General features: G+C 67.7%; 29 protein-coding genes. 7 read left to right on the forward strand and 22 right to left on the reverse strand.

Annotated features, from left to right (window positions below; translation table 11 throughout):
- The first annotated feature begins 315 nt into the window (after positions 1 to 315).
- Positions 316 to 960 carry a leucyl/phenylalanyl-tRNA--protein transferase gene (gene aat, locus RXV90_RS16995; protein WP_316650090.1) on the forward strand — a complete coding sequence of 215 codons (645 nt, stop codon included), beginning with the start codon at positions 316 to 318 and terminating at the stop codon, positions 958 to 960.
- On the opposite strand, the gene RXV90_RS17000 is transcribed toward aat, so the two are convergent.
- The 11 genes from RXV90_RS17000 to RXV90_RS17050 form a co-directional block, all read right to left on the reverse strand.
- A complete protein-coding gene (locus RXV90_RS17000) occupies positions 924 to 1,445 on the reverse strand; it encodes a DUF2155 domain-containing protein (RefSeq protein WP_316650091.1) in 522 nt (173 codons plus the stop codon). The two genes, aat and RXV90_RS17000, sit on opposite strands and share 37 nt — an antisense overlap.
- Positions 1,442 to 1,888, reverse strand: a complete 447-nt coding sequence (gene mlaD / locus RXV90_RS17005) for an outer membrane lipid asymmetry maintenance protein MlaD (RefSeq protein ID WP_316650092.1) — start codon at positions 1,886 to 1,888, stop codon at positions 1,442 to 1,444. The genes RXV90_RS17000 and mlaD overlap by 4 nt, the downstream gene beginning before the upstream one ends.
- Before the next feature lie 7 nt (positions 1,889 to 1,895).
- On the reverse strand, positions 1,896 to 2,279 hold the full coding sequence (locus RXV90_RS17010; RefSeq protein WP_316650094.1) for an NADH:ubiquinone oxidoreductase subunit NDUFA12: 384 nt from the start codon (positions 2,277 to 2,279) through the stop codon (positions 1,896 to 1,898).
- Between the two features lie 64 nt (positions 2,280 to 2,343).
- Positions 2,344 to 3,075: a glycosyltransferase family 25 protein gene (locus tag RXV90_RS17015; RefSeq protein WP_316650095.1), complete on the reverse strand. Its 732-nt coding sequence runs from the start codon at positions 3,073 to 3,075 to the stop codon at positions 2,344 to 2,346.
- A 17-nt stretch (positions 3,076 to 3,092) separates the two neighbouring features.
- Entirely contained in the window at positions 3,093 to 3,749 is a 657-nt protein-coding gene (locus tag RXV90_RS17020; protein WP_316650096.1) for a thermonuclease family protein, read from the reverse strand.
- A 54-nt stretch (positions 3,750 to 3,803) separates the two neighbouring features.
- Positions 3,804 to 4,361 (reverse strand): hemerythrin domain-containing protein, encoded by a 558-nt coding sequence (locus tag RXV90_RS17025; protein ID WP_316650097.1) that lies wholly within the window; start codon positions 4,359 to 4,361, stop codon positions 3,804 to 3,806.
- A 475-nt stretch (positions 4,362 to 4,836) separates the two neighbouring features.
- Positions 4,837 to 6,489: a choline dehydrogenase gene (betA, locus tag RXV90_RS17030; RefSeq protein ID WP_316650098.1), complete on the reverse strand. Its 1,653-nt coding sequence runs from the start codon at positions 6,487 to 6,489 to the stop codon at positions 4,837 to 4,839.
- Complete coding sequence (betI, locus tag RXV90_RS17035; RefSeq protein WP_316650099.1) at positions 6,482 to 7,069, reverse strand: choline-binding transcriptional repressor BetI; 588 nt, start codon at positions 7,067 to 7,069, stop codon at positions 6,482 to 6,484. The genes betA and betI overlap by 8 nt, the downstream gene beginning before the upstream one ends.
- Before the next feature lie 132 nt (positions 7,070 to 7,201).
- Complete coding sequence (locus RXV90_RS17040; RefSeq protein ID WP_410482378.1) at positions 7,202 to 8,116, reverse strand: DMT family transporter; 915 nt, start codon at positions 8,114 to 8,116, stop codon at positions 7,202 to 7,204.
- 31 nt (positions 8,117 to 8,147) lie between these two features.
- Positions 8,148 to 8,759 carry a LysE/ArgO family amino acid transporter gene (locus tag RXV90_RS17045; RefSeq protein WP_316650100.1) on the reverse strand — a complete coding sequence of 204 codons (612 nt, stop codon included), beginning with the start codon at positions 8,757 to 8,759 and terminating at the stop codon, positions 8,148 to 8,150.
- A 179-nt stretch (positions 8,760 to 8,938) separates the two neighbouring features.
- A complete protein-coding gene (locus RXV90_RS17050) occupies positions 8,939 to 10,720 on the reverse strand; it encodes an SLC13 family permease (RefSeq protein ID WP_316650101.1) in 1,782 nt (593 codons plus the stop codon).
- Between the two features lie 98 nt (positions 10,721 to 10,818).
- Between RXV90_RS17050 and RXV90_RS17055 the strand changes: the two genes are divergently transcribed.
- From RXV90_RS17055 to RXV90_RS17070, 4 genes are all read left to right on the forward strand, one after another.
- Positions 10,819 to 11,280, forward strand: a complete 462-nt coding sequence (locus RXV90_RS17055) for a thiol-disulfide oxidoreductase DCC family protein (protein WP_316650102.1) — start codon at positions 10,819 to 10,821, stop codon at positions 11,278 to 11,280.
- Positions 11,277 to 12,902 carry a DUF4166 domain-containing protein gene (locus tag RXV90_RS17060; RefSeq protein WP_316650103.1) on the forward strand — a complete coding sequence of 542 codons (1,626 nt, stop codon included), beginning with the start codon at positions 11,277 to 11,279 and terminating at the stop codon, positions 12,900 to 12,902. Before RXV90_RS17055 ends, RXV90_RS17060 begins: the two co-directional genes overlap by 4 nt.
- 60 nt (positions 12,903 to 12,962) lie before the next feature.
- Complete coding sequence (locus RXV90_RS17065) at positions 12,963 to 13,703, forward strand: YebC/PmpR family DNA-binding transcriptional regulator (RefSeq protein WP_316650104.1); 741 nt, start codon at positions 12,963 to 12,965, stop codon at positions 13,701 to 13,703.
- 181 nt (positions 13,704 to 13,884) lie between these two features.
- Entirely contained in the window at positions 13,885 to 14,049 is a 165-nt protein-coding gene (locus RXV90_RS17070) for a hypothetical protein (protein ID WP_316650105.1), read from the forward strand.
- A 192-nt stretch (positions 14,050 to 14,241) separates the two neighbouring features.
- On the opposite strand, the gene RXV90_RS17075 is transcribed toward RXV90_RS17070, so the two are convergent.
- The 5 genes from RXV90_RS17075 to RXV90_RS17095 form a co-directional block, all read right to left on the reverse strand.
- Positions 14,242 to 15,225 carry an ABC transporter substrate-binding protein gene (locus tag RXV90_RS17075; RefSeq protein ID WP_316650107.1) on the reverse strand — a complete coding sequence of 328 codons (984 nt, stop codon included), beginning with the start codon at positions 15,223 to 15,225 and terminating at the stop codon, positions 14,242 to 14,244.
- A 19-nt stretch (positions 15,226 to 15,244) separates the two neighbouring features.
- Entirely contained in the window at positions 15,245 to 16,147 is a 903-nt protein-coding gene (locus RXV90_RS17080; protein WP_316650108.1) for an ABC transporter permease, read from the reverse strand.
- Between the two features lie 130 nt (positions 16,148 to 16,277).
- The gene (locus RXV90_RS17085; RefSeq protein ID WP_316650110.1) at positions 16,278 to 17,195 is read right to left on the reverse strand and encodes an ABC transporter permease; all 918 of its coding nucleotides are present in this window, start codon (positions 17,193 to 17,195) and stop codon (positions 16,278 to 16,280) included.
- A complete protein-coding gene (locus RXV90_RS17090) occupies positions 17,192 to 17,656 on the reverse strand; it encodes a GNAT family N-acetyltransferase (RefSeq protein ID WP_316650111.1) in 465 nt (154 codons plus the stop codon). Before RXV90_RS17090 ends, RXV90_RS17085 begins: the two co-directional genes overlap by 4 nt.
- A gap of 138 nt (positions 17,657 to 17,794) precedes the next feature.
- On the reverse strand, positions 17,795 to 18,565 hold the full coding sequence (locus tag RXV90_RS17095; RefSeq protein WP_410482380.1) for an ABC transporter ATP-binding protein: 771 nt from the start codon (positions 18,563 to 18,565) through the stop codon (positions 17,795 to 17,797).
- Between the two features lie 179 nt (positions 18,566 to 18,744).
- Here RXV90_RS17095 and RXV90_RS17100 point away from each other — a divergent pair, with 179 nt between their 5' ends.
- A complete protein-coding gene (locus tag RXV90_RS17100) occupies positions 18,745 to 19,038 on the forward strand; it encodes a cupin domain-containing protein (protein WP_316650113.1) in 294 nt (97 codons plus the stop codon).
- Here the strand turns inward: RXV90_RS17100 and RXV90_RS17105 are convergent.
- The 6 genes from RXV90_RS17105 to RXV90_RS17130 form a co-directional block, all read right to left on the reverse strand.
- Positions 19,035 to 19,736 (reverse strand): SDR family oxidoreductase, encoded by a 702-nt coding sequence (locus RXV90_RS17105; protein ID WP_316650114.1) that lies wholly within the window; start codon positions 19,734 to 19,736, stop codon positions 19,035 to 19,037. The two genes, RXV90_RS17100 and RXV90_RS17105, sit on opposite strands and share 4 nt — an antisense overlap.
- Positions 19,733 to 21,133, reverse strand: a complete 1,401-nt coding sequence (locus RXV90_RS17110; protein WP_316650115.1) for a pyridoxal phosphate-dependent decarboxylase family protein — start codon at positions 21,131 to 21,133, stop codon at positions 19,733 to 19,735. Before RXV90_RS17110 ends, RXV90_RS17105 begins: the two co-directional genes overlap by 4 nt.
- Before the next feature lie 7 nt (positions 21,134 to 21,140).
- Positions 21,141 to 22,592, reverse strand: a complete 1,452-nt coding sequence (gene hydA, locus RXV90_RS17115; protein WP_316650116.1) for a dihydropyrimidinase — start codon at positions 22,590 to 22,592, stop codon at positions 21,141 to 21,143.
- A gap of 102 nt (positions 22,593 to 22,694) precedes the next feature.
- Positions 22,695 to 23,441, reverse strand: a complete 747-nt coding sequence (locus RXV90_RS17120; RefSeq protein ID WP_316650117.1) for a class II aldolase/adducin family protein — start codon at positions 23,439 to 23,441, stop codon at positions 22,695 to 22,697.
- A 61-nt stretch (positions 23,442 to 23,502) separates the two neighbouring features.
- The gene (locus tag RXV90_RS17125; RefSeq protein WP_316650118.1) at positions 23,503 to 23,793 is read right to left on the reverse strand and encodes a GIY-YIG nuclease family protein; all 291 of its coding nucleotides are present in this window, start codon (positions 23,791 to 23,793) and stop codon (positions 23,503 to 23,505) included.
- A 129-nt stretch (positions 23,794 to 23,922) separates the two neighbouring features.
- Positions 23,923 to 25,173: a Zn-dependent hydrolase gene (locus RXV90_RS17130; RefSeq protein ID WP_316650119.1), complete on the reverse strand. Its 1,251-nt coding sequence runs from the start codon at positions 25,171 to 25,173 to the stop codon at positions 23,923 to 23,925.
- 150 nt (positions 25,174 to 25,323) lie between these two features.
- Here RXV90_RS17130 and RXV90_RS17135 point away from each other — a divergent pair, with 150 nt between their 5' ends.
- Entirely contained in the window at positions 25,324 to 25,938 is a 615-nt protein-coding gene (locus RXV90_RS17135) for a TetR family transcriptional regulator C-terminal domain-containing protein (protein ID WP_316650120.1), read from the forward strand.
- The last annotated feature ends 77 nt before the right edge of the window (positions 25,939 to 26,015 follow it).

Genomic DNA, 26,015 nt, shown 5'->3' on the forward strand with positions numbered 1-26,015 from the left:
CCGCACAGCACAAAAACCCCGCCACCCGAGCGCCAACGCGCAGAACATACGCCGTCCCGGGCCCGACCCGGGACCTCCCCCCACACAGGCAGCCAGGGCCTCCGGGACATGGCCCGACACCCCGCCACTCACGCAAAATCAATGCCCCGCCAGGCAAGCCCCCCGAGGCCCCGACCCGGGACCTCCCCCCACACAGGCAGCCACTGCCTCGGAAGCCCCGCCCCCTGCGAGACAATCGCCCCCCCACAAGAAGCGAGCCCCCCCCGAAAAATCCGCGTTTTCCCCCCACGCCATCGGCGCTAGTCTGGCCCGGCCATGCGCGACCTTGCCCTCACGACCGATCTGCTCCTCCACGCCTATGCCTCGGGCATCTTCCCGATGGCCGAAACCCGCGACGATCCCGATCTCTTCTGGGTCGATCCGCAGGATCGGGGCATCATCCCGCTCGACGGGTTCCACATCTCGAAAAGCCTCGCCCGCACGATCCGGCGCGGCACCTTCACGATCACCACCGACACCGATTTCGCCGGCGTGATCGACGGCTGCGCCGACCGCCCCGAAACCTGGATCAACCCGGCCATTCGCCAGCTCTATCTCGATCTCCATGCCGAGGGCGCGGCCCATTCGCTCGAGGTCTGGCAGGGCGAAACGCTCGCAGGCGGCGTCTACGGCGTTTCCCTCGGCGCGGCGTTCTTCGGGGAAAGCATGTTCTCCCGCGCCCGCGACGCCTCCAAGGTGGCGCTGGCCTACCTCGTCGATCGCTTGCGACAGGCCGGCTACACCCTCTTCGACGTGCAGTTCCTCACCCCCCACCTCGCCAGCCTCGGCGCGATCGAGATCCCGCGCGCGGCCTATCACGCGCGGCTGGCCGAGGCACTCCGGCACCAGGCCGATTTCACGGAAGCGGGGCCCGTGCCGGCCCCTCAGCTCATCCTGCAGCGGATGACCCAGACGTCGTAACGCGGGTGATCGAGCGCCGACAGCGCCGGGCTCGACGCCACCATCCAGCCGCTGAAGGCGGGCGCGTCGAGCCCCTCGGCCGTCACCGTCAGATAGGCATAGGCATCGCCCGTTGGGTTCCCCGCCGGCACCCGGCATTCCTTCAGCGCAACCGTCAGCCGCCCCACCGCCGCCGTCTCGCCGGGGCTCAGTTCGAGGTCCTTCACGATCCCCGTCACCTTGTCGAGGCTCCGCAGAACGGCCGTCTCCGCCGGCTCGACCCGCACCACCGGCGCCTGGCGCGGGCGGGCGAGGCTCAGCGTCTCGCTCTGCATCGGCTGAAGCTCCTCAACGACGATCCCGCCGCCGATGATCTCGTTGCCATCGGCGTCCAGCACCGGCTCCGAGAAATCGGGCAACAGCACCTGGCTCTCCTCCGTCACTCCGAAATTCTGCGCCGCCGCAGGGGCGGCCAGAACCAGAAGGAGCAGCGCCAGGCGCCTCATTCCTCCCCGCCCGAGACGAATTTCAGCAGAAGCGAGATGATCGAGACCGAGCTTTCGGTGTCCAGGATCTCGTCCCCCGGCCCATAGGTGAACTGCGATCCGCCGGGCGAGATCTCGATGAACGTGCCCCCCAACAGCCCTTCCGAGGCCACGCTCACATAGGTGTCGTCGGGCAGTTCGATGCCGTCCCGGATCGCGAAGGTCGCCTCCGCGCGGTAGGTCGCCGGGTCAAGCTCCAGCCCCGTGACCGTCCCGATCTTCACCCCCGCAAGCCGGATATCGGTGCCCACCGTCACGCCTTCGGCCGACCGGAAGCTCGCGCTCAGGGGATAGGTGCCCCCCTGCGCGCCCAGCCCGTCGAACTGGCTCGCATAAACCAGAAAGCCCACGGCGGCGGCCACGACGACACCGCCGGTGACGACTTCGGAAACATGGCTCGACATGGGCGGCTTACTCCGGCGACCAGGCGTCGTAATCGCGCCGCGGCGCGGGATCGGGCCTGCGGATCGAGCCCGGCGGCGCATAGGCGCGCGGCGTGCCGGTCAGGTTCTCCAGGTGCTCCTTCTCCCAGGGTTTCCGCGGAAGCGGCGCCTTCGTGGGCGGCTCGTCCCAGGTGCGATGCAGCCAGCCATGCCATTCGGGCGACACCCGGCTGGCCTCGGCCTCGCCGTTGAAGATCACCCAGCGGCGCGCCCCGTCCTTGGTCTGGTAGAAGATGTTGCCTTCCGCGTCCTCGCCCACCTTCACGCCCTTCCGGGCGGTGAAGATCTGCGTTCCGATCGTCTGGCCGTTCCACCAGGTGACGGCGCGAAGAAGTGTGTTGATCAGGCCCATGGTGCGTTTCCCGACTGCCTCTTGCCCATTGTAATGGCGCAGAGCGCGGCAAAGGTCCAGAAGCCTATCCGCCGCGCCCCGCCCGGCGTGCGAGATCGGCCATACGCCGCCGGAACCGCGCACGGCCGAGTTCGGCCGAAAGCCGCGCGCCCAGGCCCTTGCGTTTCTTCAGCGTGCTGCCCCCGAGGCTGGCGGAGATATCCCTGACCCCGGTGGGCCAGACGCTCAGCACATCCGCCCCGTGCACCCAGGTCATCTGCAGGAACACGTCGACCGGCCGGTCGAATGTCTCCGACGCGGCCAGAAGCCGCGCCGCCGCGCCGCGCCCCACAAGCTGCGCCTGCATGCCAAGCGCCACCTCCACGGGCCGGATCAGCCGCGCGCCCGCGGCCTCGGCCAGCGTCTCGCCCCGCTCGCGGTCCTTCTGGGGCAGGCGCACGACGGCGTATTCGCGGCCCCGGGCAAGCGCCAGCGCCTGCGGGAAAAGCGCGAGGTCAAGCGCCACGTCATCCTCCAGCACCAGCGCCGCCGGCAGCCCGCGCGAAACGATCTCGCCCCAGGCCCGACGGTGGCTCAGGAAGACGGCCACTTCGGTGTCCGACAAGGGAAAGGGATAGGCCGGGTCGAGCGGCGCCCCGGGCGCATGGCGCGCCATCTCGCCCGCCGGGGCGGCCCGCGCATCGACTGCCGGCAGAACCTCGCCCGGCACCGGCAGGTCCGCGATCATCCGCGCCACATGCGCGGCCCGGTCCGTCGCCCGGTCGAGATGGATGATGAAAGCCGAGAGGTCGCCCATGACCGCCCGCTTATGCCTCAGCGCCGCGCCTTCCGCCAGCCTGCGGCGCGCGCCTCGGCCTCCGAGCAGAACCAGCGCTCGCCCTTCCCTTCCGAGATCCGGGTGCGCGCGTAATGCTCCTGCCCGGGCATGTGATAGATCCGCCCGTTCTTGGTGATGTTGCCCTTGATCGCGCAGCGCCCCGGCGGCGGCTGATCCGTCGCGGCCCGCGCCGCGGCGCGGTGATCCTCGGGGGCCGCGAAATCGGAGGCGAAGATGCCGCGCCGCGCGAGCGCCGCCTCCTTCTCGGCATCCACGTAATCGCGCGAATAGCGCAGATAGGCCTCCGCCAGCCCCATCCGCACGATCCGGTCTGCCATGTCGTCGCCGTTCACGCGGCAGCGCGCCACCGTCCGCCCGTGCCGGTCGGTCGACAGCGGCGTGCAGCTTGCGCGCGCGCCCTCGAAGGCCGCCCGCGCCGCGTCCGTCGCCCAGCGCCCGCAGGCCCAGTCGCGCCCGTCAAGGCGGCAGGTCTGGTCGCGCTCGGGCGCGTCGATCCCGTGCAGGCGGATCGTCACCCCGTTCACGCGGATCGTATCGGCATCGATCACCGCGACGTCGCCCGTCACAGGTTCCGCCGCCCAGGCCGCCCCGGCCACGGCAAGCGCCAGCGCAGTCAGAAATCCTCTCACCATGGGCCGCATTCAGCCCAGCGAATGCGGCAAACGCAGGGCGGCGCGACGTCGCGGTCAGTGCATATCGGGGGCGTGGGTCAGGATAATGGGAACAATCAGATCTTCTTCGTCCGTCAGGTGCCGGTCGAGGAAGACCCCGAACCCCTGCAGATGGGTCAGAAGCGCCCCGGCCCTGTCCTGCGCATCGGGTGCCGACCAGCCCTGAAGATAGCCGTTCACCGTCTCGGCCAGCGCATGCAGATCGGCGTCGAGCGCGTGGTGATCGGCATCGAGCAGTTGAAACCCGGCCTCCAGCCGCTTGTCGAGCCGCATGAGCTGCGGAAAGTAGTGCTGATCCTCGATCATGTGATGGCCGTGAAGCTCATTGAGGAAGAACGAGGCATAGCGCTGCGTCTCGGCGGCATGGCGCTGCGGATCGAGGCCCTGATCCAGCCGCGCCTCCGTGCCCGTCCGCATCCGGTCGAGCACCTCGCGGAACATCAGGTGCCGGTTCATCCAGAACCGCGTCAGCCCGTCGAAATTCGCATGCGCCTCCCAGTCGGCGCGCGGCAGCGTCTCGGCCAGAACACGCAGGGCGGGCGGAAGGGCGGTGCGGGAATGAAGATCGGTCATGCGCGGGGACCTAGGACATCGCGGGGAAAGGTCGAAGGGTTTTCTTCGCGGGGCTGCGCCCCGTGTCCCGGGCCGGGCACCGCCCTGCCGGTCCCTCGCGACAAGCCGGGCCAGTGCATGCCCGTGGGCAGGCGCTCCCAACCTCCGCGCGGCGCGCTTTATCCCGCAATCCCGGAGGACCCAGAGCGGCAAGATCCCCGCGCAATAGCGCCTGCCCGCCGGAACGGGCATGCGCTGGCCCGGCGGGGCTGCGCCCCTCGTCCCGGGCCAGCGAAAGTAATAGCGACTCGCTATCATCTCACCCGGTAGTAGAGACTCGCTATCAGTTCCGAACCGTACGCCCGGTTCAGAAACCGCCCGATCCCGATGTCGTGCATTTTCTGTGTACGCCCGGTGTACGCCCTGTGTACGCCGGGTGCACACGGCCGTTTCCGGCCGCAAACCCGGTTAACCCACCGTGCGCAGGCCCCCCAGCTCAGGCCGGTTCCGCCACCCGCTCCCGCACCCGTTCGTCCGCGGCGAGCATGCCCTGCCCCAGCACGTGATCCGCCGCCTTCTCGCCCACCATGATCGAGGGCGCGTTGAGATTGCCATAGGTGATGCGCGGAAAAATCGAGCTGTCAGAAACCCTTAGCCCCCGAACCCCGATCACCCGCGTTTCCGGATCCACCACCGCCATCGGATCGTCCGCCGCCCCCATCCGGCAGGCCCCGCAGGGGTGATAGGCGCTTTCGGCATGCTCGCGCACGAAGGCGTCGATCCCCTCGTCGCTCTCCACCCCCGGCTGGATCTCGTGATCGAAATACCGCGCAAACGCCGGCTGCCGCAGCACCGTCTGAGCCATCCGAGTCGCCCGCCGGAAGTCGCGCCAATCCTCCGGCGCGGTCATATAATTAAAGCGTATCGACGGCGGCGCGGCGGGATCGGGGGTGCTGAGCGTGATGTGCCCCCGCGCCTCCGACCGCATCGGCCCGGTGTGGATCTGGAAGCCGTGTCCTTGGGCCGAAGCCTTGCCGTCATAGCGCACCGCGATCGGGATGAAATGGAACTGCACATCCGGATACTCGGCCTCCGGCGAAGAGCGCAGGAAGGCCCCCGCCTCGATCTGGTTCGTGGCCCCCGGCCCGGACTTCCGAAACAGCCACTCGGCCCCCACCCGCGCCTTGCCGAAGAGGTTCCAGTAACTGTAAAGCGACACCGGCTCGCGGCAGGCCGCCTGCACGTAGACTTCCAGGTGATCCTGCAGGTTCCGCCCCACCCCGGGCCGGTCCGCGACCACCTCGATTCCAAGCGCCTGCAACGCCCGCCCCGGGCCGATCCCCGAGTGCAGAAGAAGCTTCGGGCTGTTGATCGCGCCCGCCGCGAGGATCACCTCGCGGGTCGCATCAATCCGGATCTCGCCCTCCCGGGTCCGGAGCATCACGCCCCGCGCGCGGCCCTCCTCGATCACGACGCGCGTTGCGAGCCCGCGCAGGATCTTCACGCCGAACCGCGCCACCGCCGGCCGCAGATAGGCATTCGCCGTCGACCAGCGCCGCCCCTGCCAGATCGTCGTGTCGAAGGGGCCCACACCCTCCTGCACCGCGCCGTTGTAATCGGCGGTGTAAGGGTGGCCCGCCTCCTGCCCGGCCTTCAGAAAGGCCCCGATCAGCGGGTTCGCCCGCGGCCCGCGCGAGACGTGCAAGGGCCCGTCCGTCCCGCGCCACGAGGGATCCCCCCCGTCGCCCGCACCGTGCCACTGTTCCATCCGCCGGAAATAGGGCAGCACATGGGCGTAATCCCATCCCCTGGCCCCGCTTTCCGCCCAATGGGCGAAATCGCCGGCATGGCCGCGCACATAGACCATCCCGTTGATCGACGAGGATCCGCCGATCACCTTGCCCCGCGGGCAGGCCAGCCGGCGCCCGCCAAGACCGGGCTCGGGCTCGGTCGCATAACCCCAGTCGTAATGCGCCATGTTCATCGGGTAGCTGAGCGCCCCGGGCATCTGAATGAGCGGCCCCGCATCACTGCCGCCATATTCGACGACGAGAACCGAATGCCCGGCCTCGCCCAGACGATAGGCCAGCGCGGCCCCCGCCGATCCCGATCCCACGATCACGTAATCCGCTTTCCGGGGTTCAGCCATGGCGCGCCTCCCCGATCATCGCGTCATAGACGCCGAGGCAGAGCGCCGTCGCCGCTTCCGGTTCCGGCCCGCCATCGCCGAGGGCCGCGCGGATATAGATCCCGTCGATCAGCGCGGCGAGCGTTTCCGCCGCCTGATGCGCCCCCGCGCCGAAGCGGGGCCTGAGCGCATGGGCGAGCGTGGAATGCAACCGCCGGTGATAGACCTTCAGAAGCCGCGCCGCCTGCGCCTCGCTAAGGGCCGAGACATAGAAGTTGAGCCAGGCGGAAATCACCTCGTCGCGGAAATTGGGCGCGGCAAAGCTGGCCCGGATCACCGCGCGCACCCGTTCCTCGGGCGTTCCGGCACGCGCCAGTTCCGCCCGCACCGCCTGGCCCAGATCGCCAAGGATCCGGCGCATGGCGGCGGTCAGAAGATCGGATTTCGCGCCGAAATAGTGATGCGCCAGCGCGCTCGACACGCCCGCCCGCCGGGCGATCGCGCCCACGGTCACGGCATGGGCGCCATGCGCGCCCACTTCGACGATTGCCGCATCGACAAGCGCCTTGCGCCGTATCGGCTCCATCCCGGTTCTGGGCATGCCCGCCTCCCAAGTTGAACGATGGGCGGTTATGAACTTGATTGACTGGTCAGTCAATAAAAACCTGGCGACACGGCGCGGCCCGGAAACGCGCCGCAGACGCGCCCGCCCGGATTTGAAATGCTCGGGATGTCAGACCTTGGTCGCCGCCACCGCCGGCGTCGTCGCCCGCCGCTTCAGCACATGTTCCCGCCAGGTGATGAAGCTCACCGATCCGAGGATCACCGTACCTCCGAGGATCACCCAGCCGTCCAGCACCTCGCCGAAGAACACCGCCCCCATCGTCACCGCCCAGATGAGCTGCAGGAAGGCGACCGGCTGCGTCACCGTCACGGGGGCCGCGGCGAAAGCGAGGGTCATGGTGTAATGGCCCGCCGTCGCGAAGACCGCGACCAGGAAGATCCAGGCGCTTTCGGTCAGCGTCGGCGGCACCCAGACGGCCAGCGCCACGGGCAGAAGCCCGATCGTCACCGTCACCGACAGCCAGCCCACCACCACCGGCGCCGAGGCCTCGCCCGACAGAAGCTTCGCCAGAAGATACGACCCGCCGAGACACACCGCCGCCACCAGCATCGCCAGATGCCCGGGCGAGAGTTCGCGGAACCCGGGCCTCAGGATGATCATCGCGCCGAGGAACGCCAGCGCCACCGCGGCGATCCGGCGAAAAGCCAGCCCCTCGCCCAGAAACAGCGCCGCGCCGAGCGTGACATAGATCGGCGCCATGTAGTTCATGGCCGTCACCTCGGCGATGGTGATCTGGGTCATCGCGTAGAACCACAGCATCACGCCCACCGAATGCGCCGCGCCGCGGGCGGTGAACAGCCCGGCCTGCCGCCGGGTCAGCCCCGCCGCAAGCATCGGGCGGATCATCGGGATCAGGAAGACGAGGCCCAGCCCATAGCGCATGAACGCCATCTGCGGGGCGGGCAGCCGGTCGCCCACATGTTTCACCACCGCCGCCACGGCCACGAACATCACACCCGTCACGGCCATCCAGAAGATGCCGGCCACCGGTCGGTTCGCCGCGGAGATCGGGGTGTCGCTCACCGGCGCAGAAGACCGGAACACGCGCTCCCTATCAAGAGAAGATCAGCTTCGTGGCGATCACCCACATCACCAGCGCGACCAGCCCGTCGAGGATGCGCCACGCGATCGGCTTGGCGAAGAGCGGCGCGAGGATCCGCGCGCCGTAACCCAGCGAGAAGAAGAAAAAGAAACTCGCGATCACCGCGCCCAGCCCGAAGAGCGCCCGGGCGTCGTAGCGGGTCGAGATCGAGCCGAGCAGAACCACGGTATCGAGGTAGACATGCGGGTTCAGCCAGGTCAGCGCGAGGCAGGTCAGAAGCGCCCGCCAAAGCGAGGCGGCCTTGGTCTCGGACGCCTCCAGCGCCACTGCGGAGGACAGGGCCCGCCGCGCGCTGAACGCGCCATAGACGATCAGGAAAACGGCGCCGCCATAGGTCATCGCCGGCCCGATCCAGGGCGCGGCCTCAACCAGATAGCCGAAGCCGGCCACACCGGCGAGAATCAGGATCGCGTCAGAGAGCGCGCAGGTCAGGCAAACGGCAAAGACATGCTCCCTGCGCAGGCCCTGCCGCAGAATGAAGGCATTCTGCGCGCCTATGGCCATGATCAGGCTAAGACCGAGGGAGAACCCTGCGGCGAGGGCTAAGCCATTACTCTCGAACATCACGGCCTGATTGCCCGGTTCCGCGGCGAAGCTCAACCGAAAGTAGAGAAACGGTCTGTCTGCCTGCTAACCTTGTGACATTGTTGCATTTATTCCAAATTCCTAATGCAAAATCACTTCCGCTTCACTATGGCGGGAATGTGTCTGGGGGCGGACAAACGGGCACGCGCCTGCCGCCCTCACAGCGGCCACACCACCAGGATCGTCGGGATGCTGACCGCGATGATCAGGATCTCCAGCGGCAGGCCCATGCGCCAGTAATCCCCGAAGCCGTAGCCCCCGGGACCGAGGATTAGGGTGTTGTTCTTGTGGCCGATGGGCGTGAGGAACGCCGCCGAGGCCGCGACCGCGACGGCCATCAGGAACGGGTCGGGGCTGACCCCGAGCGCCCCGGCCATACCGATCCCCACCGGTGCGGCGACGATCGCGGTGGCGGTGTTGTTCAGCACATCCGACAGCGTCATCGTCACCACCATCAGAACCGTCAGCACCGCCCAGGCCGGCCAGCCCTCGGTCAGCGACACGAGCGATCCGGCGATAAGCTGGGTGCCCCCTGCCGCCTCGAGAGCCGCGCCGAGGGGGATCATCGAACCGAGCAGCACCACCACCGGCCATTCGATGTGGGTGTAAAGCTCCGACAGCGGCACGATCCGCGTCAGCACATAGGCCACCACGACACAGCCAAGCGCCACCGGCAGGTAGAGAAGACCGAAGGCCGACAGCGCCACCGCCGCGCCGAAGATGCCGATCGCCAGCCACACTTTCGAGGCATCGGTCACCGCGAGCCCCCGGTCGGCCAGGGGCAGCCCGCCGAGCCAGTCGGTCACGTCCGCCGCATCCCCTTCGGGCACCAGAAGAAGCAGGATGTCGCCCGGCTGCACGTGGGTCTTGCGCACCCGGCTGGTGATCTTGCGGCCCCGGCGCGAGATCCCCATCAGCACCGTGCGGCGGCGCCAGGAGAGCCCGATCGCCTCTGCCGTGCGCCCCGCGATGCGCGCGCCTTCGGGCACGACCACCTCGATCGCCTTCACGCCCGCGTTCTCCGCCGTCAGGTGATCGAGCGCATTGGCCTCCGCGAAATCGAGCGAGAGGGTGGAGCGGAACTCGTCCAGCGCCTCGGGCCCGGCCTCGATCACCAGCGCGTCGCCGGGCCTCAGCATCGCGTTCCGCTGGGTGCCGTAAAGCCGTTTGCCGTCCCGCACGAGGCCCAGGATCGCCACGTCGTTTTCTTCCGCCGTGCCATGAAGCTCGCGCAGCCGCGTGCCTTCGAGCTTCGATCCGTCGGGCACCACGAGTTCGGCGATGTAATCGGCGATATCCGACAGGGGCTCGGCCTGCCCCGCCCCGCTGTCGGCCACGGGGATCAGCCGCCAGCCCACCAGCGCGACGAAGGCGAGGCCCGCCAGCGCCGCCACCGCGCCCACGGGCGCGAAATCGAACATCTTGAAGGGCGCGCCCAGGCTGTCTTCGCGGATCGCCGCGATGATGATGTTGGGCGGCGTGCCAATCAGCGTGACCATGCCGCCCAGGATCGTCGCGAAGGACAGCGGCATCAGCGTCACGCCAGGCGCGCGCCCCGCCTTCCGCGCGGTCTGGATATCGACGGGCATCAGAAGCGCGAGCGCGGCCACGTTGTTCATGAAGGCCGAAAGGATGCCGCCCACGCCGCCCATCACCGCGATATGGCCCTGAAGCCCCCGGTTCGCGTCGATCATCGTGCGCGTGATCAGCCCTACGGCGCCCGACCGGACGAGCCCCGCCGACACCACGAGCACCAGCGCCACGACAAGCGTGGCGGGATGCCCGAAACCCGCGAAGGCCTCGGATGCCGGCACCACGCCCAGGACGACCGCGACCATGAGCGCCGCGAAGGCCACGAGATCGTAGCGGAACCGCCCCCAGATGAGCAGTGCGAAGACCGCGCCGAAGAGGCTGAAGAGAATGATCTGGTCCTGGGTCACGCACGCTGCCTCTTGCCGCCCGCCGACAGTGCCGCCCTGCCCGTCCCGCGTCAATCGGCGCGCTGTCCCGGCGCGGAACCTGGCCCATATTGCCGCCCATGAAGCTGACGCCCCGCGCCCCCTACGCCTATCGCGACGATCCCGCCGTGCCCGCCTTCGACGATGGCGGCCCGCGAACCGTGATGGATGCGCGCTGCGGCCTCTGTGCCAAGGGGGCCCGCTGGATCGCCCATAACGACCGCGCGGGCCGGTTCCGCATCATCCCGATGCAATCGCCGCTGGGCGCGGCGCTGTTCGCCCATTTCGGGCTCGATCCCGGGGATCCGGCAAGCTGGCTGCTGATCGACGAGGGCCGGGGCTACACCTCGCTTGACGCGATCATCCGCACGGGGGGGCATCTGGGTGGCTGGTCTGCGGCCCTTGCGGCCTTCTGCATCCTGCCGCGCCCGGTGCAGGACTGGGGATATGGGATGGTCGCGCGGAACCGGTATCGCCTGTCCGCCCGGGTCGATCTCTGCACCCTTCCCGACCCGGCTGTGCAGGAGCGTCTGATCCTGTGAAGATCCTCGTTCTCGGCGGTTATGGCGTCTTCGGGGGCCGGGCGGCGCGGTTTCTCGCCGCGGCGGGGCACGATGTCATCGTCGCCGGCCGGTCGCCCGAGAAGGCCGCCGCCCGTGCCGCAGAGATCGGCGGGTCGCCCCTCGCGCTCGACGGGCGCGACGCGGGCGCGCTCGACGCCGCCTTGCGGGCGCAGGCCCCAGATATCCTGATCGACGCCGCCGGGCCGTTCCAGGGCTATGGCGACCACCCCTATGCCACGGTCGAGGCCGCGCTTCGCCACAAGGCCCATTACCTCGATCTGTCGGACGACGCGGGATTCACGGCAGGCATCACGGCCCATGACGAGGCGGCGCGCGCGGCGTCCCGCACCGTGCTGTCGGGCCTTTCCTCCGTTCCCGCCCTCTCTGCCGCCGCGGCCCGCTGGGGGGCCGGGGGGCTGTCCGAGATCACGCTGATCTCTTCCGCCATCCTGCCGGGCAACCGCGCGCCAAGGGGCCTCTCCGTCGTGGCCGCGATCCTGGCCCAGGCGGGCCGGCCCCTGCGGGAATGGCGCGGTGGCGCCTGGGTCGAGACCCCGGCCTGGTGTCGGTCGCAAACCGTCGACCTCGGCGCGGGGATACGCCGCCCCGCCGCCCCCATCGGCGCGCCCGATCTGGCGCTGTTTCCGGGGCTGTTCGCCGCCCGCTCCGTCCGGTTTCGCGCCGGGCTGGAACTGGGGATCCTGCATTACGGGGTGCAGGCGGTGGCCTGGGCAACGCGGCTGGGCCTCCTCCGCTACCCCGAACGCCATGCGCGGCTTTTCACCCGCCTCGCCGCGCTTTTCGAACCCTTCGGCACCGACCGGGGCGGCATGCTGGTTGCCGTCTCGGGCCGCGACGCGGCGGGCCGCCCGCTCACCCGCACCTGGACGCTGATCGCCGAAGAGGGCGACGGGCCCAACATCCCGGCCATTCCAGCAGAGATCGCCGTGACCCGCATTGCGCGCGGTGACGTCGCGCCCGGCGCCCGCCCCGCGACAGAGGCCTTCGATCTGGACATGGCGGAAGCCGCCCTGTCCCGCTTCGCGATCACCTGCCGCCGGGCGGAAGAGGCGAGCCCCCGCCTGATCGAGGCGGCGCTTGCAGAGGACTGGGCCGCGCTGCCGCCCGAGATCCGCCGGATCCACGACATCTGGGATCGCGAGCGCTTCGAAGGCCGCGCCACCGTCACGCGGGGCACGTCGTTTCCGGCCCGCCTTCTGGCCAGGCTGATGGGCTTTCCGCCCGCACTGAACGACACGCCCGTTTCCGTCACCATGGAGCGGAAGGGCGCCGCCGAAATCTGGACGCGCCGCTTCGGATGCCACAGCTTCCAAAGCACCCTTTCCCCGGAGACCCCCGGGGTGATCCGCGAACGCTTCGGCCCGCTCACGGCGCTGACGCGCCTGACCGCGACGCCCAAGGGCCTCGCCATCACCATCGAACGCATGGAATTCCTCGGCATCCCCCTGCCCGCCGCCCTGAACCCGGTCTCCGATGTCACCGAAACCGTCGAGAGCGGGCGCTTCACCTTCGACATTCGCCTCGCCCTGCCCTGGGGCGCGCCCCTCGTTCATTACAAAGGCTGGCTCGCACCGGCTTGAAGCCCCGCGCTTCCGTGCAATATAGGAAGCCCGAACCAGTCACGAGACACCGAGGACGCCATGGCAGGCCATTCCAAATGGGCGAACATCCAGCACCGCAAGGGCCGGCAGGATGCCGCACGCTCAAAGCTCTTTTCCAAGCTGTCGAAGGAAATCACCGTCGCCGCCAAGATGGGCGATCCCGATCCCGACAAGAACCCCCGCCTGCGCCTTGCGGTGAAGGAAGCCAAGTCGCAGTCGATGCCCAAGGACAACATCGAACGCGCGATCGCCAAGGCCACCGGCGGCGAGGGCGATGAATACGAGGAAATCCGCTACGAGGGCTATGGCCCCGGCGGCGTCGCGGTGATCGTCGAGGCGATGACGGACAACCGCAACCGCACTGCCTCCACCGTGCGGTCGACCTTCGGCAAGCATGGCGGGAACCTGGGCGAAACCGGCTCTGTCAGCTTCATGTTCGAACGCAAGGGCGAGATCGTCTATCCGTCGGATGCGGGTGACGAGGATACGGTGATGATGGCCGCGATCGAGGCCGGAGCGGAAGATGTCGAAAGCTCCGAAGACGGGCACATCATCTACACCGCCGACACCGACCTCAACGAGGTGTCCACCGCGCTCGAGGCCGAACTGGGCGAGGCCGAATCCACCAAGCTGATCTGGAAGCCCATGACGACGACCGAGCTTGATCTCGATGGCGCTCAGAAGCTGATGCGCCTGATCGAGGTTCTGGAAGACGACGACGACGTGCAGCGCGTCACCGCGAATTTCGAAATCTCCGACGAGGTGATGGAGGCGCTTTGAGCGCCTCCCCCCGGCCCCGCAGGCAACCCCTGCGCACCCTGTGAGACCCAGATCACGCTTCCCGGCGAAATGGCCGCGAAAGAACCTCAGCGCCTGCCCGAATCCGATCACAATCCTTGACGATCTCTGAAGTCAGGAAGGCGCAAAGCCTCCGCCAGTGTAAGAGTGGAAGGATGAACCAGTGATCGATATTCTGAGCCATGCCCGAAAGCGCCGCCAGGAACTTCTCGACGATGTCGAAGCCCTGAAAGCCGATATCGAACAGCTCGACACGTTTCTGAAGACGGCCGAACTGCTCGAGGCCGATGCGGCCGACGAGACGGCCGCCGCCCTCGCGGCGCAGTAAGAGACGCCCCGATACCACGGCGCCGGGCGCGCGCCGGGGTCTGAGACGAAACCCAGACCTGCATCACCCCCCGCGCCCTTCTGTCCCGAGATGCATTGGGGCGCGGCCTCCCGACCGCGCCCCTAGCTTGTTTTGACGGGCGACCATGCCCCGAAGACATCCCCGGGGCGTCGCGTCAGATCTTCACAGGGCTCAGTTCAGCGCCTGGTCGGTGATCGTGTGCGTCCAGGCGCCCACCGGCTCCGCCGTGATCACCGGGTCCGAGCCGCCGGCCAGAAGCGTCGACACCGTCCGCTCGAAATCCGCCGGATCGAGCGCGCCGTTCGACCCCGCCGTCAGCTTCGCGATCTCGCCCATCATCCGCTTCTGATGGGTTTCGGTCTGGGCGCCCGTGTCGTCGTTGTCGAGCACGATTTCCGCCGCCTCGTCGGGGTTCTCCTCGGCATATTTCCAGCCTTTCATCGAGGCCCGCACGAAGCGCACCATCTTGTCGACGAAGGCCGGATCCTCAAGGTTCTCTTCCAGCACGTAGATCCCGTCTTCCAGCGTGGCGACGCCCATATCCTCGTACTTGAAGGTCACAAGCTCGTCGGGCGACACACCCGCATCGATCACCTGCCAGTATTCGTTATAGGTCATGGTCGAGATGCAGTCGGCCTGCCGCTGCAACAGCGGGTCGACGTTGAAGCCCTGCTTCAGAACCGTCACCCCGTTCTCGCCGCCATCCGTGGGAATGCCTTCCTGGCTCATCCAGCTCAGGAAGGGGTATTCGTTGCCGAAGAACCAGACGCCGATGGTGCGGCCCTTGAAATCCTCGGGCCCCGTGATCCCGGTATCCTTCCAGCAGGTCAGCATCAGGCCCGACGACTTGAAGGGCTGCGCGATGTTCACGACCGGCACGCCCTTTTCCCGCGCGGCGAGAGCGGACGGCATCCAGTTCAGCATCACGTCGGCGCCGCCGCCCGCCAGCACCTGCGGCGGCGCGATGTCGGGGCCGCCGGGCTGGATCGTGACGTCGAGGTTCTCTTCCTCGTAAAAGCCCTTGTCGAGGGCCACGTAATAGCCCGCGAACTGCGCCTGGGTGACCCACTGCAACTGCAGCGTCACCTCGTCGGCGGCCCAGGTCGCCCCTGTCATCAGGCCGAGGCCCGCGACTGCACCGATTACTGTCTTCATGGTTTCACTCCCTTGGTTTTTATCTCTGCGACGGGTGCCAGAACGTCACCCACCGTTCGGCGAGCGCGACACATCCGTAAAACAGGCTTCCCGCGATCGCGGCGACTGTAACTTCCGCCCAAACCATGTCGAGCGCAAGCTGGCCGACGCTCGTCGAGATGCGAAAGCCCATGCCCACCACGGGCGAGCCGAAAAATTCGGCAACGATGGCCCCGATCAGGGCCAGGGTCGATGCGATCTTGAGCCCGTTGAAAACAAAGGGCATCGCGGCGGGCAGCCTCAGCTTCCACAGGGCTTGCCAGTAGCCCGCGGCATAGGTGCGCATCAGGTCGGTTTGCATCTGGCTGGCTTCCTTCAGCCCCTGCACGGTGTTCACGAGGACGGGGAAGAAGACCATCACCACGACGACGGCGGCCTTCGATTGCCAGTCGAAGCCGAACCACATGACAAGGATCGGCGCCGTGCCGATGATCGGCAGCGCGGCCACGAAATTGCCGACCGGCAAAAGGCCCTTCTGCAGGAAGGGCGAACGGTCGACGAGGATCGCGATCAGGATCGCCGCGCCCGATCCGATGGCGAAGCCCGACAGCGCGCCCTTGACGAAGGTCTGCACGAAATCTGCCCAGAGGATATGGGTGTTCTCGGCGAAGGCGCGCGCGATCACGCTCGGCGCGGGCAGAAGCGCGAGCGGGATGCCGTAAAGCCGCACCACCGCCTCCCAGAGGATCAGGATCGTCGCGCCGAAGATCACCGGCACGATCCAGCGCGCGGCCGGCCCGCCCCGGTTCGCCAGCGCCACGTTCAGAAGCCACAGGCCCACCCAGATCGCGAGGATCACGCCAAGCCGCCAGTCAAGCGCCGCGCCCGCCAGGATCACGGCGCCGCCGATAAGAAGCCCGCGCTGTGCCATTACCCCGCTCACGCGCCCCCTCCCTTCATGTGGCCGGAAATATCCTCGGGGGGGAATTGGCCGGAGGCCAAGGGGGGGCAGACAGCCCCCCTGCCCGCGTCCCGGACCTGATCCGGGACCTCCCGCGCCCCAGCAGCCCGCCTCACCGCTCCATCCCCATCCGCCGAAGCGTCATCCGCTGCAGGACCCCCACGAAGCCCACCATCGCCGCCGCCAGCACCGCCGCGCCGAAGAGCGCCGCCCAGATCTGGATCGTCTGCCCGTAATAGCTTCCCGCCAGAAGCCGCGCGCCAAGCCCGCCGGCCGCGCCCGTGGGCAGTTCGCCGACGATCGCGCCCACCAGCGATGCGGCGATCCCCACTTTCAGCGAGGTGAAGAGATAGGGCATCGAGGCCGGAAGCCGCAGCTTCCAGAACACCTCTGCCGGGCTCGCATTGTAGGTTTTCAGAAGATCGAGCTGCATCGCGTCGGGCGATCTCAGCCCCTTCACCATGCCCACGACGACCGGGAAGAAGCTCAGGTAGGCCGAGATGATCGATTTCGGCACCAGCCCCTGCAACCCGATGGAATTCAGGACCACGATGATCATCGGCGCAATCGCCAGGATCGGCACCATCTGGCTCGCGATCGCCCAGGGCATGACGGACATGTCCATCGCCCGGTTGTGCACGATGCCCACCGCCAGGAGGATCCCCGCGCCCGTCCCGATCGCGAAGCCCAGAAGCGTGGCCGACAGCGTGATCCAGCCGTGATAGACGAGGCTCCGTTTCGAGGTGATGCGCTTTTCGACGGTCGTGTCCCAAAGCTCCGCGATCACCTGGTGCGGCGTGGGCAGGCGCGGCCGTTCCTGGGCATAGGCCCCCGGCACGGCATCGGGGTTCTTCAGCAAAAGCGCGATGCCCCCCATATCCCGCCGCTCCGCCGGGGTTTCGGGGGTCACGGCCATGCCGTCCCGCGCCGCCTGCTCCACCGCGCCGTGAATGTTCATCGGCCCGACGGCGGCGTACCAGAGCGCCAGGATCGCCGCGACGACCGTCAGGATCGGCAGGATACGGGTCACCGGTCCCGCTCCCACCTGAGAAGCACGTCCGGCAGGCCTTCTTCGTTGTCGCCTTCCGTCCGGCGGATCTCGGTGAAGCCTTCGCGCGCATAGAACCGGCGCGCGCCCTTGTTCGCCACGAAGGTCCAAAGCTCCAGCGTCGCCCGCCCCGCCTTGGCGTGGTTCAGAAGCCTGCGCCCCAAACCGCGCCCCGGCCCGGCCACGTAAAGCGCGGTGACCACATCGGCCTCACGGTCGAGCGCCATGAACCCCGCCGCCGGATCGCCGATCACCCACACCTCCCGGCGCGCGAAGACGACGTCATGATAGAAGGCCTCGACCTCCGCTTCGGTATGAACCCGGGGCATCCAGTCCCGGTCGTCGATCCACCGGTTCAGGATCGCCGCACACCGCGCCGCGTCTTCGGGGCGCGCCCGCCGCACGCCGTTTCCCGTGGCCGATGGTCTGACAGCATCGCTCACCGCCATGGCACGCTTAAACCTTTGTGAACCTTCGTGAAGATCGCCGCTGTCGCACAGCCGGTGTACGCGGTGTGTACGTCCTGTGTACGCCCGGTGTACACGGGGTTTCGGCGGTAACGGACCGTGCGCTGACCCCGCTCAGACCTCATCGCCCATCCCCGCGCGCAGCCCCTCGCGCACCCGGTGCGCCACCTCGATGAAGGCCGCACTGTCGCGGATATCGAGCGGGCGCTCTTTCGGCAGCGGGCTTTCGATCACATCCGTGATCCGCCCCGGCCGGGGGCTCATCACCACGATCTTCGTCGAGAGATAGACCGCCTCGGGGATCGAATGGGTCACGAAAAGCATCGTCTTCCCCGTCCGGCCCCAGAGCCGCAGAAGCTCTTCGTTCAGCCGGTCGCGCACGATCTCGTCCAGGGCCCCGAAGGGTTCGTCCATCAGAAGCAGATCGGCGTCGAAGGCCAGCGCCCGCGCGATCGAGGCGCGCTGCTGCATGCCCCCCGACAGCTGCCAGGGAAACTTGTTCTCGAATCCTGCAAGATCAACGAGTTCGAGAACGTCCTTCACCCGCTTGTCCTGCTCCGCCCGACCGTATCCCATGATCTCGAGCGGCAGCCGGATGTTCTTGCCGATGGTCCGCCACGGGTAAAGCCCCGCAGCCTGGAATACATAGCCGTAGGCCCGCGCACGGCGCGCCTCGTCGGGGCTGACGCCGTTCACCGAGATGCTGCCGCCGGTGGGATGCTCGAGCGCGGCGACGACCCTGAGGAACGTCGTCTTCCCGCAACCGGACGGTCCGATGAAGGATACGAAATCCCCCGCCTCTACAGTCAGGTTCACGTCCGACAGGGCCTGCACCGGCCCATCGTTGGTCTGGAAGGTGAGGTCGAGCCCCGACGCCTCGACCACGGTTTTCCTCGCCGCGGCCTGCGTTTCCTGCAATGCTTCGCCCGTCACGTTCCCATCCCCCGGAGGCCCCGATGCCCGAATGCCAGATCGTCAGACCAGAACCCACCTACAGCGGCAAGCAGGGTTTTGATTATTTCGAGGGAATCGCAAGAGAAACAACGGGTTCCGGCGCGATTTGCATGCATCTTCTGACGATCCCTCCCGGTGGCCGCGCCAAGGCCCACAAGCATGACGCCCATGAAACCGCGATCTACATGCTCGACGGCCGGGCGGTGATGTACTGGGGCGATACGCTGGAACACCGGATGGAGCTGGCCGCTGGCGACATGCTCTATATCCCCGCCCACACGCCGCATCTGCCGTTCAACCCGTTCGACGCCCCGGCGCGCGCGGTGATCGCCCGCACCGATCCCCATGAACAGGAATCCGTCACCCTTCTGCCTGATCTCGAACCCCATGTGCCCCCTGCCTAGACCGACCGCGTGATCCCGCCATCGACCCGAATGTTCTGGCCCGTGATGTATCCCGCCCCGTCCGAACAGAGGAAGGCCACCGTCGCCGCGATCTCTCCCGAGGAATGTCCGTAGCGGCCCATCGGGATGCGTGCGCGGAATTCCTCCTTCTCGGGTTTCGTGTTAATAAACCCGGGCAAGACGTTGTTCATGCGTATGTTTTTCGCCGCATAGGCATCCGCGAAAAGCTTGGTGAAGGCCGCAAGCCCCGCGCGCGACACGCCCGATGTGGGAAATACGGGATCCGGCTCGAACGCCGCGAAAGTGGAGATGTTGACGAACACCCCGCCGCCCTGCGCCTCCATCACCGGCGCGATCGCGCGGGCGGCGCGGACCGCGCCCAGCATGTAGACTTCGAGCCCCTCGTGCCAGTCGGCATCGGAAAGCTCCAGCACCGGCGCCCGGGGCCCGTGGCCGGCGGAACTGACCACCGCGTCGATCCGCCCCCAACGCGCCATGGCGGCATCGCGGAAGGCCACGATATCCGCCGTTTCCCGGTTCGATCCGGTTAACCCCAGACCCCCAAGCTCGTTGCCCAGGGCCTCGCCCTTTCCCGAGGACGACATCACGCCGATCTCGAACCCGTCGGCCTTCAGCCGCCGGGCGCAATCCGCCCCCATGCCGCTTCCGCCGCCGATCACCAGCGCCACCTGTGTCATGCCGCCTCCCGCACCTTGCGCCACGCCTGCCTGATCTCGTCGGCCAGAAGCCGCGTATGCGTCTCCTTCGTCGCGTAACCGATTATGGAGCAACGGATAATCCGCCGTCCGCGCCATTCGCCGTGAGTGGGGTACACGCGCCCCCGGCCCTGCACCTCGGCCAGCACCGCGTCGGTCTCCGCATCCGTCTCGCCACAGGTCAGCGCCACCTGGTTGGAATGCACCGCGTTCAGAACGCGAAGGCCCGGCTCCCGCGCCAGCTCGCGCGCGAGTTCGGCGGCAAGCCGGCAATGCCGCGCCACCATCTCCCGCACCCCCGACCGCCCGAGATGGCGGAAGATCGCATAGCTTGGCACGCCGCGCGCCCGGCGGCTGAGTTCCAGCGTCGAATCCGTGGGGATCCATTCAGCGCCTTCGTCGGGCAGATAGGCCCCGCGCGCCGTCATCGACGCCACCAGCGGCGCGCGATCCCGCACGATCACGGCGCCCGCATCGAAGGGCGCGTTGATCCACTTGTGAAGGTCGGTGGCCCAGCTATCGGCCGCGCCGACGCCCGCGAGCCTGCCCTGCAACTCAGGTACAGCCCGAAGCCAGAGCCCGAACGCCCCGTCAACATGCACCCAGCCGCCCCGGGCATGGATCATCGGAATGAGCTCGGCGAAGGGATCGAAGGCGCCCGTGTTGATCTGGCCGGCCTGCAGGATCGCGAGCGGCGGGCCGGTCGTGGCCTCCAGCGCCTCGGCGAAGGCGTCGGGCCGGATCCGGCCCTCATCGTCCGTCGCCACGCGGGAGGCCCGGCCCGCGCCGAGCCCGGCGTAGCGCAGCGCCGCAAACGGGGCCGAATGCGCCTCGGCCCCGATCAGCACCGGGATCTCGGGGGCGCCGTAAAGCCCCTTTTCCTCCACATCCCAGCCTTGCCGGGCCAGAAGCGCGTGCCGCGCCGCCATCACGCCTTGCGTATTCGCGACCGTCGCGCCGGTGACGAGCCCCACACCGCTGTCCAGGGGCAGATCGAGCAGATCGAGGATCCAGTCGCAGACCGCGCGCTCCATCCCGGTGATCGCCGGGGTTTCGACCGAAGACCCCGCATTCTGCCCCCAGGCGGAGACGAGCATGTCCGCCGCCACGCCCACCGGCATCGAGCCGCCCAGGACATAGCCGTAGAAATTGGGAGAGCTCATGCCCGCGATCCCGGGATCGGCCGTCTCGGCCAGCGCGCGGATCACCGCTTCGGCGGGCTGGCCCGCATCGGCCAGCGGCGTGCGGAAGGCCGCGATGATATCATCGTGGCTTGATTGCGCCGGTACCGGCCGGTCGGGCAGCCCCTGCCGGTAGGACACCGCCAGATCGGCGGCGGCCCGCATCGCGGCCTCCTCGTCGGCAGTGAGCCCGCCCATGGCGCGCTCAGACCCCGCTGGCGGGGATCCCCGTCCGCTCCACCTTCCGGGGCGCGGTCAGCTCCTTCCAGGTCGAGAGCGCCTTTGTGACGCTCTGGCCCGCGGGGCGCGGGACGAATTCGCCGTGGCCTTCCTCCGTGCGCACCTCGCCATCGTGGATCGCCACCTTGCCGCGGCTGAGGGTGAAGCGCGGCAAGCCCTTCACATGCTTGCCTTCGAAGACGTTGTAATCGATCGCCGATTGCTGGGTTTCTGCGCTGATCGTCTTTTCCTTCGCCGGATCCCAGACCACGAGATCGGCATCGGCGCCCACGAGAACCGCGCCCTTCCGGGGATAGATGTTGAGGATCTTGGCGATATTGGTCGAGGTGACGGCGACGAATTCGTTCGGCGTGAGCCGCCCGGTCGCGACCCCGTGGGTCCAGAGCATCGGCATCCGGTCTTCAAGCCCGCCGGTGCCGTTCGGGATCTGGGTGAAATCGCCGACGCCGTAACGCTTCTGCTCGGTGGTGAAGGCGCAGTGATCGGTCGCCACGACCGACAGCGAACCGGATTGCAGGCCGGCCCAGAGGCTGTCCTGGTGCTTCTTGTTGCGGAAGGGCGGGCTCATCACGCGGCGGGCGGCATGATCCCAGTCCTCGTGAAAATACTCGGTCTCATCGAGCGTCAGGTGCTGGATCAGCGGCTCTCCCCAGACCCGGCGCCCGGCCTGGCGCGCGCGGCGGATCGCCTCGTGGGCATCTTCCGAGGAGGTGTGCACGACATACAGGGGCACGCCCGCCATATCGGCGATCATGATCGCCCGGTTCGTGGCCTCGCCTTCGACCTCGGGCGGGCGGCTGTAGGCGTGGCCTTCGGGGCCGTTATTGCCCTCCTCCATCAGCTTGCGCTGAAGTTCGGCCACCACATCGCCGTTCTCGGCATGGACGAGCGGGATCGCCCCGATCTCGCCGCAGCGCCGGAAGGAGGCGTACATCTCGTCGTCATTGACCATGAGCGCGCCCTTGTAGGCCATGAAGTGCTTGAAGGTGTTGATGCCCCGCTCCACCACCTTCGGCATTTCGTCGAAGACCTGTTCGCCCCACCAGGTGATCGCCATGTGGAAGGAATAGTCGCAATTGGCGCGGGTCGATTTGTTGTCCCACATCCCGATCGCGTCCAGAAGCCCCTGGCCGGGCGAGGGCAGCGCGAAATCGACGACCATGGTCGTGCCGCCCGCGAGCGCCGCGCGCGTGCCGCTTTCGAAATCGTCCGAGGAATAGGTGCCCATGAAGGGCATCTCGAGATGGGTGTGCGGATCGATCCCGCCGGGCATGACATAGCATCCCGCGGCATCGAGCACCTCGTCGCCCGACAGATCCGGCCCGATCTCCACGATCCGCCCGCCCTCGATCTTCACGTCCGCCGCGTAGGTCAGATCCGCCGTGACGACCGTGCCGCCCTTGATCACCGTGCTCATCTTCGTCTCCCTGATCCCGGGGCCGTTCCGCCCCTTCATTTTGGTCTCAATACTCCGGGGGGCCGCCCGGCACGGGCGGCGGGGGCAGCGCCCCCTCGCCCCTCAGTCCTTGTAGTCGGGCGCCTCGCGATCGAGGATCCGTTTCATTTCGGCGAAATGGGCGAACTCGGCCTCCTTCACCGTGTGCCACTCGGCCGCCGTCTCTTCGGCCAGGTCGTCGGGCATCACCGCCAGGGGCTGGCCGGTCTGGTAAGCGAGCACCATCGTCCGCGCCGCGCGTTCGAGGTGATAGAGCGCGTCCCAGGCCTCGGCCACGGTGGCGGCGAAGGTCGTCACCCCGTGGTTCTGCATCATCACCGCGCCGTGGTTGCCGATGGTGGCCGCGATCCGTTCGCCCTCCGCCGCATCGTTCGCGATTCCGCCGAAACTCAGGTCATAGGCCAGCCGGTTGTAAAACCGCGCGGTCACCTGGTCGATCGGCAGGATGCGCGGATCCTTCAGCCCCGCAAGCGCGGTGCAATAGGGCGGATGGATGTGAAGCGCGACGCGGGCCTGCGGCAGATTGCGGTGGATCGCGCCGTGGATCGACCAGGCGGAGGGGTCGGGCGCGTCGGGGCGGTTCATCGTCTCGGGGTCGTCGGCGTCGCAGAGGATCAGGTCCGACGCGCGCACCCGGCTCCAGTGCACCCAGCGGGGGTTCATCAGGAACTTCTTGCCGTCCGCCGAGACCGCGACGGAGAAATGGTTCGCCACGCCCTCGTGCCAGTCGGCGCGGCAGGAGAGCCGGATCGCGGCGGCGAGGTCGATCCGAAGCTGGGTTTCGTCGAGGGTTATGTCGTGCTGGGTCATGTCCTGTCTCCCGTCCTGGCGCAGTCCCGGACCTGATCCGGGACCTCGGCTCCAGCGCAGGCTACAGGAAGGACCTCTCCATCGAAAGGTCGCGCCATCCGGGATTGGCCGCCGCGATCAGATCGTTCTTCCACGCCCGCCGCCAGCGTTTCAGCTTGCGCTCGCGCTCCAACGCCTCTGCGCGCGTCCCGTAGGTCTCGAGATGGACGAGCTTCCTGATACGGTACTTTGCCGTATGCGTACCACCGGCCCCGCTGCGATGCTGTTCGAGCCGCTGTGGAAGGTCCTGCGTCGAGCCGATGTAGATCGCCGTATTTGACGCACAGGACAGGATGTAGACGTGGTACGCCATCCGCCTGGCATGCCGGCACAAGGTTAACAGGGCGTAAACGAAGCCCCGGACTTGATCCGGGGCCTCGTCCAACCGCGGCCAAGAGGTCCCGGGTCAAGCCCGGGACTGTGGGACTCGAAGCGTGGCCGCTCACTCCACGATCCCCGCCGTCTCCACCACCGCGTGGAACAGCACATTCGTCCCCGCCGCCGCCCATTCGGGCGAAATCTCCTCCGCCTCGTTATGCGAGAGGCCATCGACGCAGGGGCACATCACCATCGCCGTCGGCGCCACATCGTTGATCCAGCAGGCGTCATGCCCCGCGCCCGAAACGATATCGATATGGCTGTAGCCCAGGCGATCGGCCGCATCGCGCACGGCCTTGACGCAGCCTTCGTCGAAAGCGGGCGGATCGAACTGGCCGACGATTTCGGCGGCGAATTCCACGCCGATCCCCTCGCAGAGCTTCGGCGCGCGTTCCATCAGCTCCGCGACCATGGCGTTCAGCTTGTCGAGGATGTGGGTGCGCATGTCGATCGTGAAGACGACCTTGCCGGGGATGATGTTGCGCGAGTTCGGGTAGACGTCGATATGGCCGATCGCGCCCACGGCGTTGGGCTGGTTCTTCATCGCGATTTCGTGGACAAGCTCGGTCACCAGCGCGAGCCCCCGCCCCGCATTCTTGCGCATATGCATGGGCGTGGAGCCTGTGTGGCTTTCCTTTCCCGTGATCGTGCATTCGATCCAGCGCAGGCCCTGGCCATGCGTCACCACACCGATGTCCTTGCCTTCGGCCTCCAGGATCGGGCCCTGTTCGATATGAAGCTCGAAGAACGCATGCATCTTCCGGTCCCCAACCTTTTCATCGCCCTTCCAGCCGATCCGCTCCAGCTCGTCGCCGAAACGCTTGCCCTCGGCATCGACCCGGTCATAGGCCCAGTCCCGATCATGCTTGCCCGCAAACACGCCAGAGGCCAGCATCGCGGGCGCGTAGCGCGTACCCTCTTCGTTCGTCCAGTTCGTCACCACGATCGGGTGCTTCGTCCTGATGCCCAGATCGTTCAGCGTGCGGATGATCTCGAGCCCGCCCAGGACGCCCAGCACCCCGTCGTATTTCCCGCCCGTGGGCTGGGTGTCGAGGTGGGAGCCGACATAGACCGGAAGCGCCTCGGGATCCGTTCCTTCCCGGCGGGCGAACATGTTGCCCATCTCGTCGACGCCCATCGTCAGCCCCGCCGCATCGCACCAGGACTTGAACAGCGCGCGCCCTTCGGCATCTTCGTCGGTCAGCGTCTGGCGGTTGTTGCCGCCCGCGATGCCGGGGCCGATCTTCGCCATCTCCATCAGGCTGTCCCAAAGCCGGTCGCCGTTGATTTTCAGGTTCTCTCCGGGGGCGGGCATGGCTGTCTCCTTCGTGATGAGAATCTGACCAAACGGTCAAATGGGAGGCGACCACGAAGCCCGGCAGGCGTCAATTGGAAATCACGGCAAACGGCCCGGGGCGCGCCAAACTATTTGACCGGTTGGTAAAATCCGGGCAAGGCTCGCCCCATGACCGAGCCCGCCCCGAAGACGCGCATCCAGAAAAAGAACACCGGCGTGATCCTCGAGGCCGCGCTCGATGTCTTTTCGCAGCACGGGTTCCGGGGGGCGACGCTGGATCAGATCGCGCAGGCCTCGGGCTTGTCTAAGCCCAACCTGCTTTATTATTTTCCGTCGAAGGAGGCGATCCACATCTCGCTTCTGTCGGGGCTGATGGATACCTGGCTCGACCCGTTGCGCCGGCTCGATCCGGGGGGCGACCCGGTGGACGAGATCGTGGGGTATGTCCGGCTGAAGCTGAGGATGGCGCGGGATTATCCGCGCGAAAGCCGGCTTTTCGCCAACGAGATCGTGCAGGGCGCGCCGCGCATCCTCGACCAGATCGAAGGGCCTCTGAAGGCGCTGGTCGACGAGAAGGCGGCGGTGATCGGGGGCTGGGCCGAGGCGGGGCGGATCGCGCCCCACGACCCCCATCACCTGATCTTCTCGATCTGGGCGACGACCCAGCATTACGCGGATTTCGACGTTCAGGTGCGGGGCATCCTCGGCGGCGGGGCGGATCCGTTTTCCGAGGCCGAGGCGTTTCTGACGGGCTTTTACCGCCGGGCGCTGGAGCCCCGTTAACCTTTCCCGCAATCTCTTGTGGATATTAAGACCCCGTCAAGAAACTGAGCTTAGGCTCCGGTTCGCTTGGGGGCTTG

This window comes from Ovoidimarina sediminis (assembly GCF_032586175.1).
Classification (GTDB): Bacteria; Pseudomonadota; Alphaproteobacteria; order Rhodobacterales; family Rhodobacteraceae; genus Ovoidimarina; species Ovoidimarina sediminis.